General features: G+C 50.7%; 13 protein-coding genes. 5 read left to right on the top strand and 8 right to left on the bottom strand.

Annotated features, from left to right (window positions below; genetic code table 11):
- Positions 1-225 precede the first annotated feature (225 nt).
- From bchI to H6G21_RS19265, 3 genes are all read right to left on the bottom strand, one after another.
- Complete coding sequence (gene bchI, locus H6G21_RS19275; RefSeq protein ID WP_190575037.1) at positions 226-1,293, bottom strand: magnesium chelatase ATPase subunit I; 1,068 nt, start codon at positions 1,291-1,293, stop codon at positions 226-228.
- A gap of 177 nt (positions 1,294-1,470) precedes the next feature.
- Positions 1,471-2,706, bottom strand: a complete 1,236-nt coding sequence (locus H6G21_RS19270) for an LL-diaminopimelate aminotransferase (RefSeq protein ID WP_190575036.1) — start codon at positions 2,704-2,706, stop codon at positions 1,471-1,473.
- Between the two features lie 152 nt (positions 2,707-2,858).
- On the bottom strand, positions 2,859-3,050 hold the full coding sequence (locus tag H6G21_RS19265) for a hypothetical protein (protein WP_190575035.1): 192 nt from the start codon (positions 3,048-3,050) through the stop codon (positions 2,859-2,861).
- 766 nt (positions 3,051-3,816) lie between these two features.
- On the opposite strand from H6G21_RS19265, the gene H6G21_RS19260 reads away from it, so the two are divergent.
- The 4 genes from H6G21_RS19260 (at position 3,817) to H6G21_RS19245 (ending at position 11,214) form a co-directional block, all read left to right on the top strand.
- A complete protein-coding gene (locus H6G21_RS19260; protein ID WP_190575034.1) occupies positions 3,817-4,152 on the top strand; it encodes an STAS domain-containing protein in 336 nt (111 codons plus the stop codon).
- A 420-nt stretch (positions 4,153-4,572) separates the two neighbouring features.
- The gene (locus H6G21_RS19255; protein WP_190575033.1) at positions 4,573-7,293 is read left to right on the top strand and encodes a TIGR03960 family B12-binding radical SAM protein; all 2,721 of its coding nucleotides are present in this window, start codon (positions 4,573-4,575) and stop codon (positions 7,291-7,293) included.
- A gap of 480 nt (positions 7,294-7,773) precedes the next feature.
- Positions 7,774-9,972 carry an Rne/Rng family ribonuclease gene (locus H6G21_RS19250; RefSeq protein WP_190575032.1) on the top strand — a complete coding sequence of 733 codons (2,199 nt, stop codon included), beginning with the start codon at positions 7,774-7,776 and terminating at the stop codon, positions 9,970-9,972.
- 603 nt (positions 9,973-10,575) lie between these two features.
- Complete coding sequence (locus tag H6G21_RS19245; RefSeq protein ID WP_190575031.1) at positions 10,576-11,214, top strand: ribonuclease HII; 639 nt, start codon at positions 10,576-10,578, stop codon at positions 11,212-11,214.
- Positions 11,215-11,439: 225 nt separating this feature from the next.
- Here H6G21_RS19245 and H6G21_RS19240 read toward each other — a convergent pair whose 3' ends face one another.
- Positions 11,440-12,000: a DUF1997 domain-containing protein gene (locus H6G21_RS19240; protein WP_190575030.1), complete on the bottom strand. Its 561-nt coding sequence runs from the start codon at positions 11,998-12,000 to the stop codon at positions 11,440-11,442.
- Between the two features lie 253 nt (positions 12,001-12,253).
- Between H6G21_RS19240 and pheA the strand changes: the two genes are divergently transcribed.
- Entirely contained in the window at positions 12,254-13,108 is an 855-nt protein-coding gene (gene pheA / locus H6G21_RS19235) for a prephenate dehydratase (protein WP_190575029.1), read from the top strand.
- A gap of 99 nt (positions 13,109-13,207) precedes the next feature.
- On the opposite strand, the gene H6G21_RS19230 is transcribed toward pheA, so the two are convergent.
- The 4 genes from H6G21_RS19230 to fusA form a co-directional block, all read right to left on the bottom strand.
- A complete protein-coding gene (locus H6G21_RS19230) occupies positions 13,208-13,861 on the bottom strand; it encodes an LON peptidase substrate-binding domain-containing protein (RefSeq protein ID WP_190575028.1) in 654 nt (217 codons plus the stop codon).
- Positions 13,862-14,101: 240 nt separating this feature from the next.
- Positions 14,102-14,419, bottom strand: coding sequence for a 30S ribosomal protein S10 (gene rpsJ, locus H6G21_RS19225; protein WP_018399487.1), 318 nt, complete (start codon positions 14,417-14,419; stop codon positions 14,102-14,104).
- Positions 14,420-14,591: 172 nt separating this feature from the next.
- The gene (tuf, locus tag H6G21_RS19220; protein WP_190575027.1) at positions 14,592-15,821 is read right to left on the bottom strand and encodes an elongation factor Tu; all 1,230 of its coding nucleotides are present in this window, start codon (positions 15,819-15,821) and stop codon (positions 14,592-14,594) included.
- A gap of 22 nt (positions 15,822-15,843) precedes the next feature.
- The gene (gene fusA / locus H6G21_RS19215) at positions 15,844-17,967 is read right to left on the bottom strand and encodes an elongation factor G (RefSeq protein WP_190575026.1); all 2,124 of its coding nucleotides are present in this window, start codon (positions 17,965-17,967) and stop codon (positions 15,844-15,846) included.
- Positions 17,968-17,985: the final 18 nt, after the last annotated feature.

Below are 17,985 nucleotides of genomic sequence, written 5' to 3'. Positions count from 1 at the left end.
TTGAAAAGTGTTGGGCTTGGTTGAAAAGTCGGATTCGTCGCCAGTTAGATCAGTACCCAACTTTGCGCGAGGCCATAGAAGCTGTCCTCCATCAGGCAGCGTCCTAACTAAACTGGCTACAGCTATAATTAAAACCAAGATAATCAAAACTAAGACATTAAAAAACAGGACATTTCACTGGGAAACGTCCTGCCATTGCCAAGGAAAAACTTGATGGCTCAGAACTTAGGCCATGCCAAAGACTTGATCGATTAACTTAGTGACCTTGGAACCCGAGTCGATCGATTCCAGAGGATCCTTCCGCAGACGGTGCCGCAGACACAGGGGGGCAATCCGACGGATATCATCCACCGTCACTTCCGTCCGACTTTCGTAGGCAGTCAGGGCTTTCGCAGCGCGGTTGGTCACAATGTCACCCCGTAACCCATCCACGTCCAACTCGGCACAGAGTTGGGAAATCTTGACCCGCAGTTCGTGGTCGATCGAGACTGCTTTCAAACGGTCTTGGGCTTCCACAATCCGTCGCTGCAACTCATCCTGTTTTGCTTGGTATTGCACCAAAAACTGGGCAGAGTTGGAGTCAAATTCGGTGCGCTGCTCCACAATTTGCACGCGCAGTTCTGGATCCTTCACTGTCCGAATTTCAGCATGCATCCCAAACCGATCGAGCAATTGGGGCCGCAATTCGCCTTCTTCCGGGTTGCCGGAACCGACTAGAACAAAGCGGGCTGGGTGTCGGATAGAAATACCTTCCCGCTCGACCGTGTTCCAACCGGAGGCTGCTGAATCCAGCAACACATCCACCAAGTGGTCATCCAGCAGGTTCACTTCATCGACGTAGAGAATACCGCGATTGGCCTTGGCCAGTAGCCCTGGTTCAAAGGCTTTGACCCCTTCCGAAAGCGCTTTTTCAATATCGATCGTGCCGCAAACGCGATCTTCCGTCGCCCCCAAGGGTAGATCCACCATTTGAACTTTTTTCTTAGCCAGGGCCACCGCTTCGCCACGATCGATCCGTTGGCGAACTTCATCGCTCATCAGCTCTAAATCGTTGGGATGGCTATTGAACGGATCCTCTGCTACCACCTCAATTTCCGGCAGCAAGTCCGCCAAGGCACGAATTGTCGTCGATTTTCCCGTACCGCGATCGCCCATGATCATCACCCCGCCAATCTTGGGGTCAATGATATTGAGGATCAGCGCCAATTTCATTTCCTCCTGACCAACGATGGCGGTGAAGGGAAACACGGCACGACGACGGGTTTGGGTTGGGGCTTCAGGAGTAAATACCACAGGATTTTCTCTAGTACAGGAGTTAAAGGTCGTTTATTTTGCGTTCCCTATTCTCTCACATTGCTGGAACGGGCGGGGCTGTCCTGAATTGAGGGAGGGACGATCGCCCCTCCCATCCAGCAATAACGCTATCCAGAAATAATGCTGGGATATTCGCCTCAGTTAGACCTTACTCAGTTAGACCTTAAATTTCTCCGTAATCCGTTTCATCGCTTCTTCCACATTGGCACGGCTGTTGAAGGCGGAAATGCGGAAATAGCCCTCACCCGCAGCCCCAAAGCCCGAACCCGGTGTCCCCACAACATTGCAGGTTTGCAGCAACTTATCGAAGAAGTCCCAGCTAGATAATCCATTGGGCGTTTTCACCCACACATAGGGTGCATTCTCACCGCCATAGACTTGGATTCCAGCGGCAGTCAGTTGCTCACGGATAATGCGGGCATTTTCCATGTAGAAGCTAATCAGAGCTTGGGTTTGCGATCGCCCTTCAGGGGAGTAAACCGCTTCGGCCCCCCGCTGCACAATGTAGGAAACGCCGTTGAATTTCGTAGATTGGCGACGGTTCCACAGGCCCCAGAGTTCCACCGTTTGACCATCCTTGGTCTGACCTTTCAAGCTCTTAGGCACAACGGTAAAGGCACAACGGGTTCCCGTAAATCCAGCATTTTTGGAGAACGATCGGAATTCGATCGCGCAGTCCCGCGCCCCTTCAATTTCAAAAATGGAGTGGGGCAGGGAAGGATCTTGGATGAAGGCTTCATAGGCCGCATCGAAGAGAATAATCGACCCATGGGTACGAGCGTAGTTGACCCAAGCTTGTAAATGTTCCTTGGTCGCAGTAGCCCCGGTGGGATTGTTGGGGAAGCAAAGATAGATCAGATCCACCTTGTAGTTCGGGATTTCTGCGGTGAAACCGTTATCTGCCGAGATGGGCAGGTAGACCAGCCCACCATACTCCCCCTTGTCGTTGACTTCGCCAGTATGGCCAGCCATAACGTTGGTATCTACATAGACAGGGTATACCGGGTCAGTAACAGCAATGCTGTTGTCATCCCCAAAAATATCGAGGATATTGCCACAGTCACATTTGGAGCCATCGGAGATAAAGATTTCTGAGGCGTCAATCTCACATCCTCGGGATTGAAAATCTTGCTGGGCAATTTTTTCCCGCAGCCACTCGTAGCCCTGCTCCGGGCCATACCCCTTAAACGAACCCCGATCGCCCATATCTTCGATCGCCTGAACCATGGCATCACGGCAGGCTTGGGGGAGGGGTTCGGTGACGTCGCCAATGCCAAGACGAATAATTTTGGCCTCAGGGTTAGCCTGGGCAAAGGCATTGACCCGACGGGCGATTTCGGGAAACAGATAACCCGCTTTTAACTTAAGGTAATTGTCGTTGATTCTAGCCATTGGGATACGCTACAGATGTCACTAGGACAGTGTAGCGCCAAGACTTCCCCGAATTGACAGTCGAGCGAATCCGAAAGTTCAACCCTGAATCATCGACCTGTTAAGACAAGCTATCTAGTCCTGTGCATAGCTTGACCATCGGATCTGACGAGCTAGAAACTAGGTACTAACTTGATACGCCCTGCATCCAACTCTTCCATCAAGAGTTCTAATGCTTCATAGTCCACATCGGAGACGTAGCCCAATCGAGAAAGTTCTAAATTGATGGCATTCTCGATATAAGGAGTCAAACACTTTGTGTGGAGAGCTTCTTCAACAAGCCGTCGAATTGTGATAGTTCGCATACGCAACCTTCAACGCGTACCTTCAAATCATCGAACGGCAGGCTCCAATACCGCGTGATCCGAGACGATCTCGATCGTGATTCTCATCACCTAGGAACACCGCAACCGCCCCATATGATAAGAACTGCTGAATCCAAGAAAAATCACTGAATCCAGACAGGAATCGTTATTGGGATAGGCAAGTTTAGGCAAAAACTGATTAGGAAGCAGATATTTTGTCTGGAATTCCGTATTGCTCGACTTTTCCACCGATTCCTGGTTCACTGAGTAAATTGATTCTATTGATAGGTTTCGTTGGTTAGTTGCTTTAGACGAGTTAACCAAATTTGAGCCTTGTCAAGGCGGACTTGATACCGCTTGCAATCAAGATGTTGAGTAAGCTGTTGAGTAGAGTTTTGTAGCACTCCAGTTAAACATCCCCTCAGTCTTTATCTTTGCAATCCATTTGTTGAAAGGAGTTAAATCGCATCACCAATTGAGTGATGGATTTTACAGTTTTTACTTTTAACAAAAAGGAGTTGGATCGATGAATTCAGTTAGGTTTTTCACCGACTGTCTAGGGGATAGTTCAAGGTTAGGGGTGAATTAAGTGTTTTTTAATACACTTCTCTGAAATATCACTTACTGAAATTTCAAGATTGCAAACTATCCAATAAAGATTTGGATAAACCCCATTCTGTAACTGGCCTTTAGCCGGACCCTGAAGTTATCGTCGATAGCATCCTCAGATTTAAGTTCTCCAAGCAATCTAGCCAGAGGTTTCATCATGCAGAGCGTACTCACCCGTCCCCAAGGAGCTGTCATTCGTCCCCAAGGATCTGTGATTGCAGCAACCGCATCAGAACTCCACAGCCAATTGACTCAAGCAGTTCTTTCTAATCATTGTGATGCCTTGGTTGTAGATATGAGTCAAGTTGAATCCCTCGATAGTGCAGGGTTAATGGCGCTCGTCTCTACCCTCCACCTAGCCCAAAAAGAAAACAAACGGTTCACGCTTTGTGCCTTGCCAGCCCCGATCCGGATTATTTTTGAACTGTCTCAGTTAGATCGGGCCTTTGAAATTCTTGATCATCCCTCCACCTTTGAGGCCATGGCTGCTTAATTTGCAGCTTGAGGGTTGAGCACAGCCATTACGCCCAATGCATAGACAGGTTGAGCACCTAGATACTCCTTTGCAGTTTGAACCCAGTTTAAACGTAGCCATGATCAGCAGAGGTCTAGGTGCTCGCGGCGTTCTGCTTTTGCCAATACTGACTTGCCGATAATTACTTGCCAATATTGACATGGTTCGGTCTGATTCAGACTGTTCGGTCTGGCTCGTTGGGATTACTTACCTGGGTTGGTTGGTCAAGACTGACCCATGGCGCATAAGTCCTCAGTTTCGAACGCTCTCAATTCCTAGCAGTCCCAGCACCTAAAAAACTTGGTGTCATAGGCCCTTGCTGTCATAGCCCTACGCTCAAATCCTCGTATACTGAAAGCTTGACTAGATCAGAATTCTTGTACTGGGAAAGGTTTTGCTGTGGCTGTTGCCGTTGAAAGTTTACTGACCCCTGAAATTTTGCGCCCTGCTCGCTACCTGGGCAATGAAGTCGGCGCAGTCCATAAACCTTGGGATAGCGCGATCGTGCGTTGGTCACTGACCTATCCTGAGGTCTATGAGGTGGGGGCATCCAACCTCGGCCACATTATCCTCTACAGCATTATCAATGCCCAGCCTCGACAACTGTGCGATCGAGCCTATTTACCCGCACCGGATCTAGCCCAAAAGCTGCGTCAGACCCAGACACCCTTGTTCGCGGTGGAATCCCGGCGATCGCTGCTCGAGTTTGACATTTTAGGGTTCAGCCTGTCCTATGAATTGGGGGCAACGAATATCCTGGAAATGCTGGATCTGGCAGGCATTCCCCTCACCTGGCAGGAGCGCAATGGCACCAACTTTCCCCTGATTTTTGCGGGGGGACAGACAGCGACTTCCAACCCAGAGCCCTACGCTGAGTTTTTCGATTTTATCGTTCTAGGAGATGGCGAAGAATTACTCCCGGAAATTGGGTTAATTCTAGAAGAAGGGAAGCAGACAGGCTTGAGTCGGGAGGCCCTCTTACTCGACCTTGCCCAAGTGCCCGGGGTCTATGTGCCGCAGTTCTACGATATGGCTCCGGATGGATCCGTAGCTCCTAATCGATCGGAGGTTCCCCATCGGATTTTGCGTCGTGTCGCAGTACCGATCCCGGCCTATTCCATCGGCCTAGTTCCCTACGTGGAAACTGTCCACGATCGCTTGACTGTGGAAATCCGCCGAGGCTGTACCCGAGGCTGCCGCTTTTGCCAACCGGGAATGCTAACCCGTCCAGCGAGAGACGTGGCCCCGGAGGCCGTCATTGAAGCGATCGAAGATGGCATGCGGGCAACGGGCTATAACGAGTTTTCCCTGCTTTCCCTGAGTTGCTCCGACTACCTCGCCCTACCTGCGGTGGGCATGGAGATTAAAAATCGCCTCAAGGACGAAAACATTTCCCTGTCTTTACCCAGTCAGCGGGTCGATCGCTTTGATGAAAACATTGCCAATATCCTTGGCGGCAACCGGCCCATGAGTCTCACCTTTGCCCCAGAAGCCGGAACTCAACGGCTGCGGGACATTATTAATAAGGGATTAACCAACGAAGAACTGCTGCGAGGGGTTAAAACTGCTTGGCAACAGGGTTGGGATAAGGTCAAGCTCTACTTCATGATTGGGCTGCCCGGGGAAACCGACGCTGATGTCATAGGGATTGTGGAAACCCTAGATTGGCTACGACGGGAATGTTCTGCCCGGGGACGGCGGCGGCTAGACTTCAACGTGACGATTTCCAATTTTACGCCCAAGCCCCATACTCCGTTCCAGTGGCACTCTGTTTCCACTACAGAGTTTGCCCGTAAACAGGAATTGCTGCGATCGGCCTTCCGGGAACTACGGGGCATCAAGGCCAACTTCACCGATGTCCGCATTTCCGCGATGGAAGACTTTGTGGGACGGGGCGATCGGCGGTTATCTGCGGTCGTGCGGCGGGCCTGGGAACTGGGAGCTGGGATGGATGCCTGGTGGGAAAGCTTGGATAAAGCCTTTGGGGCTTGGACTCAGGCGATCGCGGAAGCCGGTTTGGACTGGAAATATCGCCAAGTCGAAGATGGTGAATGGAATATTTTCGCTGCAGATGAAGAAATTGGCGGTTACCGTCTCCCGGATTGCAGCAAACCTTTACCTTGGGATCACCTCGACACCGGCATTGATAAACAATGGTTACATGACGATCTCAAACGGGCTCTAGAAGCGGCGGTTGTCCCCGACTGTTCCTTTGAGGGGTGTTCCCACTGTGGGGTATGCAGCGTAGACTTTGGTCATAATGTGGTGGTACCTCCCCCCTCCATTCCCCACTTTATCGGTCACTTCAAACCCAATCAGGAGCGGGTACAACGGCTGCGGGTCTGGTATGGCAAGCAGGGAGACATGGCCCTAGTCAGTCATTTGGATTTGCTCCGGCTGTTCGATCGCATCGTGCGCCGAGCCAGTTTACCGATTTCCTTTACCGGCGGATTTCATCCCAGTCCAAGGATTATGCCTGCGAATGCTTTGTCCCTGGGACATACCAGTTCGGGGGAAATTGTTGATTTTGAATTAGCGCAATCTGTAGACGTAGAAGACTTTCGCCAACGGTTAGCGACCCACCTGCCTGCCGATTTACCCATCTACCGCGTGGAAGCTGTGGATCTCAAACAGCCTTCCGCCACCGCCTTACTGGAACGAGCCACCTACGAAATTCAAGTGGAACTGGGACTCGGGGAAGATCATGAGGCGGATGCAGTCACCCATCCAGTCATCAATGCAGTCAGCCATCCTGGGCAACCCCAAGTCTTGCCCCAAGTCTTGAATTGGCAAAACTGGGTGCAACAAGTCCTGAACCAGACGGAATGCTGGATCGATCGAACCACTAAGTCCGGCAAAGTAATTCCCACTAATCTGCGCGATCGACTGTTTGAACTCGAGCTAGTTGCAGCCGGTGAAACCGGAGCCACCCTGCGCTATCTAGGCAGTTGCAAAAACGATGGCACCATGCTGCGGCCCCATGAAATGGTGATTTTGCTAGAACGGGTGATGGCGCAGCCCTTAAGGTTAACTCGGGTTCATCGAGTGCAATTAGAATTGGCTGAAGTTGTTTCTGAAGCCCCTAAAGCCCTTGAAGCCCCTGAAGCCCCTCAGGATTGAGAGTCCTGAAGCAGCGAATTGGGATCAGTATGACGGATAGGGGACTATGCCCTCTTTCAGGTTGTGTCAAGATTTTTAAGGATGGTGCGTGGCAGAATGATCCCGACAGGCTATAATGCTTTGCAATAGAGATTGTTGTGGACGGATCGTCCCTGTTAGGTGCTGCTGGATGTGATTTTGTCACCAAGCCCAATCTCCGATAAGCTTAGGTTTTTTACACCTTCTATAGAAATGTACCGATCCAACTCATGGGGTTGAAGTTGGTTGATTTCTGGAGCGATCGTTAGCGTCCCGCTGGAACTCGGTTGCAAGCTGAGGAGTTGTCTTGAGATGTTTCGGAAACCCAGTTGCAATCCTGTCCACTCACCTCAAGGCTTATTTTTTGGTTTATTTCCAAATCGATTCGCGCTGAATTCAGCCATCCACCAGAAGTGAACGATCCTCGGAGGGGCTGATCGACGCCAAATTTGAGGAAGTTGAATGTCAAAGCAAATTGTTATTGCCGAACAGCACCGCATTGCGGCTGTTTTTGCAGAAGATCAGATTCAAGAACTCATCGTTGCGACTGGAACCCATCAGGTCAGTGATATTTATCTCGGTATTGTTGAAAATGTCCTTCCCGGCATCGATGCAGCCTTCGTGAATATTGGGGATTCTGAACGCAATGGGTTTATCCATGTCAGCGATTTAGGACCCCTGCGGCTCAAGCGATCGGCAGGCTCCATCACAGAACTACTGGCACCGCAGCAAAAAGTGCTAGTGCAGGTCATGAAAGAACCGACCGGCAGTAAAGGCCCTCGGCTTACGGGGAATATTTCCCTACCCGGTCGCTATTTAGTCTTGATGCCCAACGGACGGGGGGTTAATCTATCCCGACGGATTACTAACGAAAATGAACGGAATCGTTTACGGGCCTTGGCGATTCTGATTAAACCCGCTGGCATGGGTATGGTGGTGCGGACCGAAGCCGATGGCGTCCCCGAAGAGGCCATTATCGAAGATTTGGAAATGCTGCAACGGCAGTGGGAAAACGTGTTGCAGGAAGCGACATCGACCCGTGCTCCCGCGCTGCTGAACCGGGATGATGACTTCGTGCAACGGGTTTTACGGGATGTCTATAGCGGCGATGTCAACCGCATCGTAGTGGATTCGGTTCCTGGCCTAAAACGGGTGAAGCAGCACTTAACCAATTGGGGGGGGGGGAAACTCCCCCAAGGGGTGCTCATTGATCAGCACCGCGATCGGGGTTCGATTCTGGAATATTTCCGGGTGAATGCGGCTATTCGTGAAGCCATGAAACCTCGGGTGGATCTGCCTTCCGGTGGCTACATCATCATTGAAAAAACGGAAGCGTTAACTGTAATCGATGTGAACTCGGGATCCTTCACCCGATCGGCCACGGCTCGGGAAACCGTCCTGTGGACCAACTGTGAAGCGGCAACGGAAATCGCCCGTCAGTTACGCCTACGGAATATTGCTGGGGTAATTGTCGTAGACTTCATCGACATGGAATCCCGGCGCGACCAGTTGCAAGTGCTGGAGCACTTTAATAAAGCCCTCCGCGCCGATAAAGCCAAGCCCCAAATTGCTCAACTGACTGAGCTGGGCTTGGTTGAACTGACTCGCAAACGCCAAGGGAAAAACATTTACGAATTATTTGGCCAACCCTGCCACACCTGTGGCGGTTTGGGTCTCACCGCGCAACTACCGGGTGAAGGGGTGTCTGCGATCGATCTCGCAGCCGTGGAACGTCTGGCCGCTACGGAACCCCGCGATCGCAGTGTTGAAGCCCGTCGCGATTTTAATCGCCGCGAACCTCAACCAAGTTATGACGCCCCCCGGCCCAACTTTGATGAGTTTGAGACGGAATCGAACGAAGGGGACCTGGAGCTATTACACCATCCCAGCTACCAAGAACGGGGTCGGAGTCGCCGTCGCCGTCGTCGTCCAGGCGAACCCTTTATCAAAGAGGCGGTCACCAAAGAGACCTTTGCGAAGGAGTCCTTGCCCAAAGAACCCTTTGCCAAAGAACCTTTTACGAAAGAGCCGACCGTTGCAAAAGCAACCTCCTGGGAAGAGCCTAGCCGCTACCCCGGAACTGTTGGATCACCGGTGTTAGCAGGTGCTCGAGGTAATGGCAGTCCGGTTCCTACAGAAGAGGTGCCAGCGCGAGACGCCCGTCCAGAACGGGGAGAACGTCCAGAACGAGAAGATCGTCGCAGTCGTAACCGCCGCGATCGCTTCCCTTCCGAACCCCCAGAAGTGGTGCATGTGGAAATGACCGAAGAGGAACAGGATGTCTATGCATTGATGGGCGTTTCTCCCCTCATTCTCTCCCCTCAGGAAGTGAAAAATCCTAAGGCAGCCTTGATTTCGGTCTTTCTACCGGGAGAAGCTCCCCCTGTACCAGAGGTTGAAGCTGGATTGGTGGATAGGGATGACGAAGATGAGGATGATGTCGCGGTTTCTGTGGGAAAGTTCTCCGCGAGCTCGACAGATTCCGTGGATGAAATCCATGAGGCAGACACCTTTTCCAGTCGTTCTGGCTTTGCCCCATCCTTAAGCCCATCTGTGGAAGAGTCCAGCCCTTTCAATCAGGAATCAGAAGAGTCAGCCCAAGAAAATGATGGTCGAATTCGTCGCCGTCGTCGTCGCTCCTCTGCGGTCTTGGAAGAATAATGGTTCCTAGCCCTCCTGAGGGCTCATTGGGTCGTGATGCCATTGGCTCTAAAACCGATGGGCTCTACAAGCTCTAGAACACGATCGCTTTAATAGGTTCGATCGTCCATCTGTCTTCTTAGCTTTGAGCAGATTATCTTTGGATACTGCTTCTGATACTGTTTAAGTGACACTTCTACATCGCTGGAGGTGTCACTTAAAGTATGAATAGAGTATGGAACGAAGAATACAACATTCCTAGACCACCGCAGATCTTGCCCATAATCTGTCCTTTACAAGCTTGATCAATTTGCACAATTTTTTTGTGCTGTTTGTTTTTTTGTACTGTTTGTCAGGGGGTCTCCGTTGGTAGGCTTCTTATGGCAATCCCCAGCTACTCAATTTGCACCGTCGTCTCAATCTGCAAACCCCATTTCAATCTACCAACCCACCGACTGTGAACAAAATGCAATCATCCGTTAGATCAAACACTAAAGCCGGGTTTGTAGGGACATGGTTTGTAGAGAAATGGTTTGCAAGAAACTGGCTTAGAGAGAACAGGCTTGCGAGAGCCTAACTGACGGGCTCGCCCAATGGTGGCATGGGTTCAAAGAGGTGGGTGAAATGGTACAGGATCCAAAACTCGATATTGAACAAAGCTTTTGGGAGACCGGGATTGTGCGGGTGGCAGGGGTGGATGAGGCCGGCTTAGGTTGCTTGGCAGGGCCGATCGTGGCAGCAGCAGTCATTCTGCCCCCCGAAGTGACACCGATTCCGGGGGTACGCGATTCTAAGCAAGTCTCCGCCGCCAAACGGATTCAGTTGCTGCCAAAAATTCAAGCCCAGGCGATCGCGGTGGGAGTGGGGGTCGCATCCGTGGCGGAAGTGGATCAGTGGAATGTCCTACGGGCGTCCTACTTAGCCATGCAGCGGGCTCTAGCACGGGTTGCCCCTGTGGATCATGCCTTGATTGATGGACGGGAAATTTACCATGCGGATCTGGGTAGTGTCACGACGATTATCCATGGAGATGCCCTGTCCTACAGCATTGCCTGTGCCTCGATCGTGGCCAAAGTGCGGCGCGATCGATTCATGCAATGTCTGGCAAAACGCTATCCCGGCTATGGATGGGAACGAAATGCGGGGTATGGAACTCAACAACATCGCGAGGCACTTCAGACCCTGGGAGTTACGCCTTGGCATCGTAAAAGCTACGCGCCTGTTCAAGCGGTGATGCAGCAATTACCGTTATTTGAGCCTTAAGAAAGTTGAGCCTTGAGAAAGATGCTCTTCACCCAAAGGCTCTAGCTAGCCTAGTCATATACTCTGAAAACAGGCATTCCAAAAATAGGCCCCCTGAAAATGGTCAACCAAAATGGACTCAGCATTGAGTCACTGCTTGCAAACCAGGGATTTAACTTGCAAACCAGGAATGCAATGTTTGCAAAGCAGACGAACTCGCGTTTGCTATCATCTTCTCGACTGCTATCATCCTCTCGGCAGCACTGCTAGTTCCGCTTGCTGTTGGTTGACCCATCTTTGGTAATCCTCTAGCAGCTGAGTCATGAGACGTTGCTTGACTGTCAGGAGAATACTGTTTAACAATGCAGTTCCCGTTGCCTCAATCAACGATTTTGGCATGAGCTTGAAGGGCATCGGCAAATCCACACCCACCATCAAATCAGCTTGGCCGTTCAAATAAGTTGCCCCCTGCACCATCACAGGGTAAAGTTCACCTTCTAAACTGAACTTAAAGCGATCGCGGAATAATTCCAAACCTTGTAATTCACACCGGGATGAACTAATCGTGACATGCCCCTGTTCCGTAGCCGTTACTCGCAAATCTACTACGGGCTGAAACTTTAGGTTCATAAAACTCAACGGAGCAACCTGAAATTGGTAATGCTCATCATCTAAAGGAGTCACGCGATCGGGCGTAGCCAGGGTATAAACTAACCGCTGGGCTTGGCGAAGGTAGTGGTGAATGGGAACAGGTTGACTGGGAACGCGAAGATCAATCGTTTGTGAGGAGGCGAAGCAAGTATCCATAGACAAAAATAGAAGAAGGGAACCGGAGGTTTACGGATTTTCAAGTTGCACTTAATTCAATTTTAGAAAATGAAACCGCTTTCTCAGGATTTTCACTGAAGTATAGGATAGTCAGGTAACCCATCTGGATTACCTTCATAAATTGCAGTCTTTTTGCCATTGAAGGGTCTTAATAGTCTTTCTAGAAAGACTGTTCCATGGCAGTTCTGACTGACCCGTTGTTCTCCCCATTCAAGATGTCTTCCCATTCCCTATGACAGTTTCTATTGGCCACCTCGGTCCCACAGGCACCTATGCGGAGATGGCAGCGCTGACCTTTCAGACTTGGCTGCTAGAGCATCGCGCTCAGGCATCGAACCTTGTTGCCTATCCCACGATCGCCCAAACCCTCCAAGCCGTCGCCCAAAATCAAGTAGACTTGGCGATCGTTCCAGTGGAAAATTCCGTGGAAGGCGGCGTCACGATGACGATGGATACGCTATGGCAGCTGGATCAACTTCACATTCAGCATGCACTCACGATTCCCATTCACCATGCGTTGATTTCCTGTGCCTCGCAGATTAGTGACATTTGTACGGTCTATTCCCATCCCCAAGCCTTAGCCCAATGCCAACAATGGCTAGGAACCCATTTACCACAGGCTCAGGCACAGCCGACCAATTCCACGACTGAAGCCTTGGGCAACTTAAGCCAAGATCGAACGATCGGGGCGATCGCCTCCCAACGAGCTGCCGAACTGTACCAGCTTCCTATCCTGGCCTGTCCAATTAATGACCATCCAGATAACCAAACTCGATTTTTAGTCCTCAGCCGAGAAGAATCCCCCGGCGGAGCCTATACTTCACTGGCTTTTAGTATTGCAGCCAATCGGCCTGGCAGTTTGCTCAAAATGCTGCAAATTTTTGCTGACAGAGAAATCAATCTGAGTCGGATTGAATCTCGCCCCAGCAAGCGATCGATGGGTGACTACTTATTTTTTCTAGATCTAGAAGCGGATGCCAGAGCAGCCATTACACAAGCAGCTTTGCGGGAACTCATCGCGCAAGCTGAAACCGTCAAACTGTTTGGCAGCTATGACCTTAAAAACTATGCAGAAATTGCCGAATGAGTAGGCTTTACCCATTCGGAGCAAATCGGAGCGAATTCGGGAAATCTCCGCTAGTTCGGACGACTTCGGGTTGTGCGGAACTACTTGGGGAATTTGGGATTAATTCGGAAAATCTCCGCCCAAAGTATCTTTCAAAACAGTTCTTGCTGCCAAGTGTTTGCGGGTCGAGGACAAAATCTCAATTTCCCGCTCTAAGCGCGCTGACGTATTCTGCATCTCTAGCAACGTTTGTTGTTCTTCTGGAACCCCTCGAAGATTGCTGGCAACCCAGTAGGATAGTTCGATCGGGGTGGTCGGGAGATCCTCGGGTAAATCCATCGCCTCGCCACTCAACTTGGCCGATAGACGAACCACATCCCGCAAAAGTTGATCTACTTCTTGGGTCAGGGGCCGCAAATCTTTCTGGGTCGGTTCATCTTCTAACCATTCCACCAGTCCAACGCGGTAGGGTTTTTCACGCACATAGTCCAACACCCGAAAGCGCTGCTGCCCCAAGGTCAAAATCTCCATGCGATCGTCGGGCAGGCGATAAAATTGGATAATTTCTGCGCAACACCCAACTAGAGCAGGCTCACCCTTAACCTGATCCCACATCAAAACCCCAAATTGCCGATCGGTTTCGAGGATCGTATTCATCAGAATGCGATAACGAAACTCAAAAATATGTAGCGGCAAGGGTCGGCCTGGAAACAGAACTAAACCGGGCAACGGGAAAAGAGGAAGTTCACGAACCGCGATCGAGGAGAAAGCCATGGGAATTGCTAAGGAGAGGAGACGTTGCTTACTTTTCTTAATGTATCTCTTAATGTATCCAATCTTAATGTATTTGATGGAGGCACTCAGGGTATGTCCCAGCCAAATTGTGGTGCAGGCCAATTGCATTCTAGAGAAATGACGTTCTAGAACAACCTATACACAATGACTAGAGACGGCTCTTACCTTCACCCGGTAAAAGCCGTCTCCTAAAAAACAACTAATTAATGTTGTTAGTAATTAAAGCTTAACTTCAATATCAACACCCGCTGGTAGATCGAGCTTCATCAATGCATCGATCGTTTTAGACGAAGGTTGATAAATATCAATGATGCGGCGGTGGGTGCGTGTTTCAAAATGCTCACGGGAGTCCTTGTCTACGTGGGGAGAGCGCAGGACGCAATAAATCCGGCGCTTGGTAGGAAGGGGAATCGGGCCGATCGCCGTTGCATTGGTACGATTTGCTGTGTCTACAATCTTCTCGCAGGAAGTATCCAGAAGGCGACGATCGAAGGCCTTGAGTCGAATCCGGATTTTTTGCTGTTGAATCGTTGCCATTGAAAATGCCTATCTATATTGTCAAGGTTCAGATGACATCAAGCGTTGAAATAACAAAAGTAGTGATTAATGCTAAGGTCAACGCTGACGAAAATACGAAAGATTAGCAAACATAAATCACAGGAGTTACTGGGGGAAAACCGATGAATTCCCCCAGTAATCCTAAGTCATTCTACTTGAGGATCTTGGACACAACGCCCGCACCAACGGTACGGCCACCCTCACGGATAGCAAAGCGCATCCCTTGCTCAATTGCGATCGGGTTGATCAGTTCCACGGTCATTTTGATCCGGTCACCAGGCATCACCATTTCCGCAGTGGTACCATCGTCAGCGGTGAACGCATTGATCGTACCGGTCACGTCGGTTGTCCGCACATAGAACTGAGGACGATAGCCAGGGAAGAACGGAGTGTGACGACCACCTTCTTCCTTCTTGAGGATGTAAACCTCAGATTCAAACTGGGTGTGAGGAGTGATAGAACCGGGCTTAGCCAATACCATCCCACGCTCGATATCTTCTTTCTTGATACCGCGCAGCAACAGACCTGCGTTGTCACCAGCCTGACCTTCTTCCAGCTGCTTCCGGAACATTTCAATCCCGGTCACCGTGGTCTTACGAGTGTCACGAATCCCGACGATTTCGATTTCTTCGGAGACCTTGATCATGCCCCGCTCGATCCGACCGGTAGCCACTGTCCCCCGACCAGAGATGGAGAACACATCTTCCACTGCCATCAAGAAGGGTTTATCCACTTCCCGCTCAGGGGTGGGGACGTAGTCATCCACGGAATCCATCAGTTCGTAGATCTTATCAACCCACTCATTTTCGCCCCGTTGGGTTTTGGGGTTAGCCTGCATTTGCTCTAGGGCCTTCAGGGCAGAACCAGCGGTGATGGGAATGTCATCACCGGGGAAATCGTAGGAGCTGAGCAGTTCGCGAACTTCCAGCTCTACCAGTTCCAGCAGTTCATCATCATCCACCATGTCCTTCTTGTTAAGGAACACGACCAGACGAGGTACACCCACCTGACGAGCCAACAGGATGTGCTCACGGGTTTGGGGCATGGGGCCATCTGCTGCCGAGCAAACCAGAATAGCACCGTCCATCTGAGCAGCACCCGTGATCATGTTTTTCACGTAGTCTGCGTGACCGGGACAATCCACGTGAGCATAGTGCCGACTTGCAGTCTCGTACTCTACGTGAGCTGTGTTGATGGTGATACCACGAGCCTTTTCTTCAGGGGCTGCGTCGATTTCATCATACTTTTTAGCAGCAGCTTGACCCAGAGCAGCCAAGGTCGAGGTGATTGCTGCGGTCAGGGTGGTTTTACCATGGTCAACGTGACCGATGGTACCAATGTTGACGTGGGGTTTAGTCCGTGTAAACTTTTCGCGTGCCATTTTCTACAGTTCCTCTTGCAAATTATGCGTTCCCTTTGTTCTTCGCAATGATGGCCTCAGCCACGTTCCGAGGCACTTCCTCGTAGTTGCTGAATTCCATTGTAAAGGTACCTCGACCTTGCGTCATAGACCGGATGTCTGTCGCATACCCAAACATCTCAGCCAGTGGAACCTTGGTAACCACTTTTGCAGTACCCCGTTCCACACCCTGGGCTTCAATTTGACCGCGACGGGAAATCAGGTTCCCCATCACTGTACCCAGGTATTCTTCCGGTGCCTCGACCTCAACTTTCATCACAGGCTCGAGGAGAACCGGAGAAGCTTTCATCACGGCTTCCTTAATTGCCATAGAACCGGCAATCTTGAAGGCCATTTCCGAAGAGTCCACGTCGTGGTAGGATCCATCGACTAAGGTTGCCCTAACGTCGATCAGCGGATAGCCTGCCAAAATCCCCGATTCGCAAGCTTCCTTCATCCCGTTTTCCGCCGGCCCGACATATTCCTTAGGAACGGTACCACCGACAATCTTCGAGACAAACTCAAAACCGCAACCGACTTCACCGGGTTCCAGTTCGATCACCACGTGACCATACTGTCCTTTACCCCCGGACTGACGGACAAACTTTCCTTCAGCACGAACTTGCTTGCGGATCGTTTCTCGGTAGGCGACCTGAGGTGCACCAACGTTAGCTTCAACCTTGAATTCCCGCATCATACGATCGACGAGAATTTCTAAGTGCAGCTCACCCATCCCTGCAATCACGGTTTGATTCGTTTCAGAATCAATACTGACGCGGAAGGTGGGGTCTTCCTCAGAAAGAGCCTTAAGCGCCTTGGAAAGCTTTTCCATATCGCTCTTGGTTTTAGGCTCTACAGCTACCGAGATAACCGGCTCAGGAATAAACAAAGATTCCAGAACAATATTATCGCCTTCGGGCGCTAGCGTATCACCCGTCAAGGTATCAGACAAACCAGGGACTGCACCCAAGTCGCCAGCCCGTAGCTCGTCCACGTCAATCCGCTCGTCGGCTTTCAAGACGATGAGGCGAGAGACGCGCTCTTTTTTACCTTTGCTGGTGTTGTAGATGTAGCTGCCTTTGCTGAGAACACCCGAGTATACCCGCACAAAGGTTAAACGACCTACAAATTTGTCCGTCATCACCTTAAAGGCTAGAGCCGCTAGTGGTTGATTATCACTGGCAGGACGCTCAGCGACAGAACCATCGGGCAGAGTGCCTTGGATAGCGGCCACATCGATCGGGGCGGGCATGTAATCCACCACTGCATCGAGCAGTTGCTGAACGCCTTTATTCTTGAAGGCAGAGCCACAGAACATTGGAACCATCGAGCCATCCAGCACGCCTTTACGAACGGCTGTTTGGATTTCTTCAACGGAGAATTCTTCACCGCTGAAATATTTTTCCATCAGTTCTTCGCTGGTTTCGGCCACGGCTTCAATCAGCTGGACACGAAACTCTTCAGCCCGATCTTTGAGGTCAGCAGGAACGTCAGTGACTTCAATTTCCTTGCCAAGATCGTCTTTGTGGATGTACGCCTTCATGCGCACCAAGTCCACAATCCCTTTGAAGTTATCTTCAGCGCCGATCGGAATCTGCATGGGAATTGCATTGGCTCCCAAGCGATCCTTAATCTGACCGTAAACCTTGTAGAAGTCAGCCCCTGTCCGATCCATTTTGTTAACGAACACAATCCGGGGGACGCTATAACGGTTGGCTTGCTTCCACACCGTTTCAGACTGGGGTTGTACACCGCCGACGGAGCAGAAAACTGCAATCACACCGTCGAGTACTCGCATAGAACGTTCAACTTCAATGGTGAAGTCTACGTGTCCTGGAGTATCAATAATGTTGATCTTGTGTTCCAGCGCACCTTCAGCAGGCTTATTCGGTTGTTCTGGATCGCGACGAGTCCACTGGGTACTGATTGCAGCCGCAGTAATGGTGATACCGCGCTCTTTCTCCTGCTCCATCCAGTCAGTGGTGGCAGCACCATCATGTACTTCGCCAATTTTGTGAACCACACCGGAATAGAACAGAATCCGTTCCGTTGTGGTGGTCTTGCCCGCGTCAATATGGGCAGCAATTCCGATGTTTCGTACTCTCTCGAGCGGAACGGTACGAGCCACGGTTACCTCCTCGATCGT

The organism is Alkalinema sp. FACHB-956 (assembly GCF_014697025.1).
In the GTDB taxonomy this organism is placed as follows: domain Bacteria; phylum Cyanobacteriota; class Cyanobacteriia; order Leptolyngbyales; family Leptolyngbyaceae; genus Alkalinema.
The sequence above is the reverse complement of the archived record's forward strand: the minus strand, read 5'-3'. Positions and strand labels throughout refer to the sequence as shown.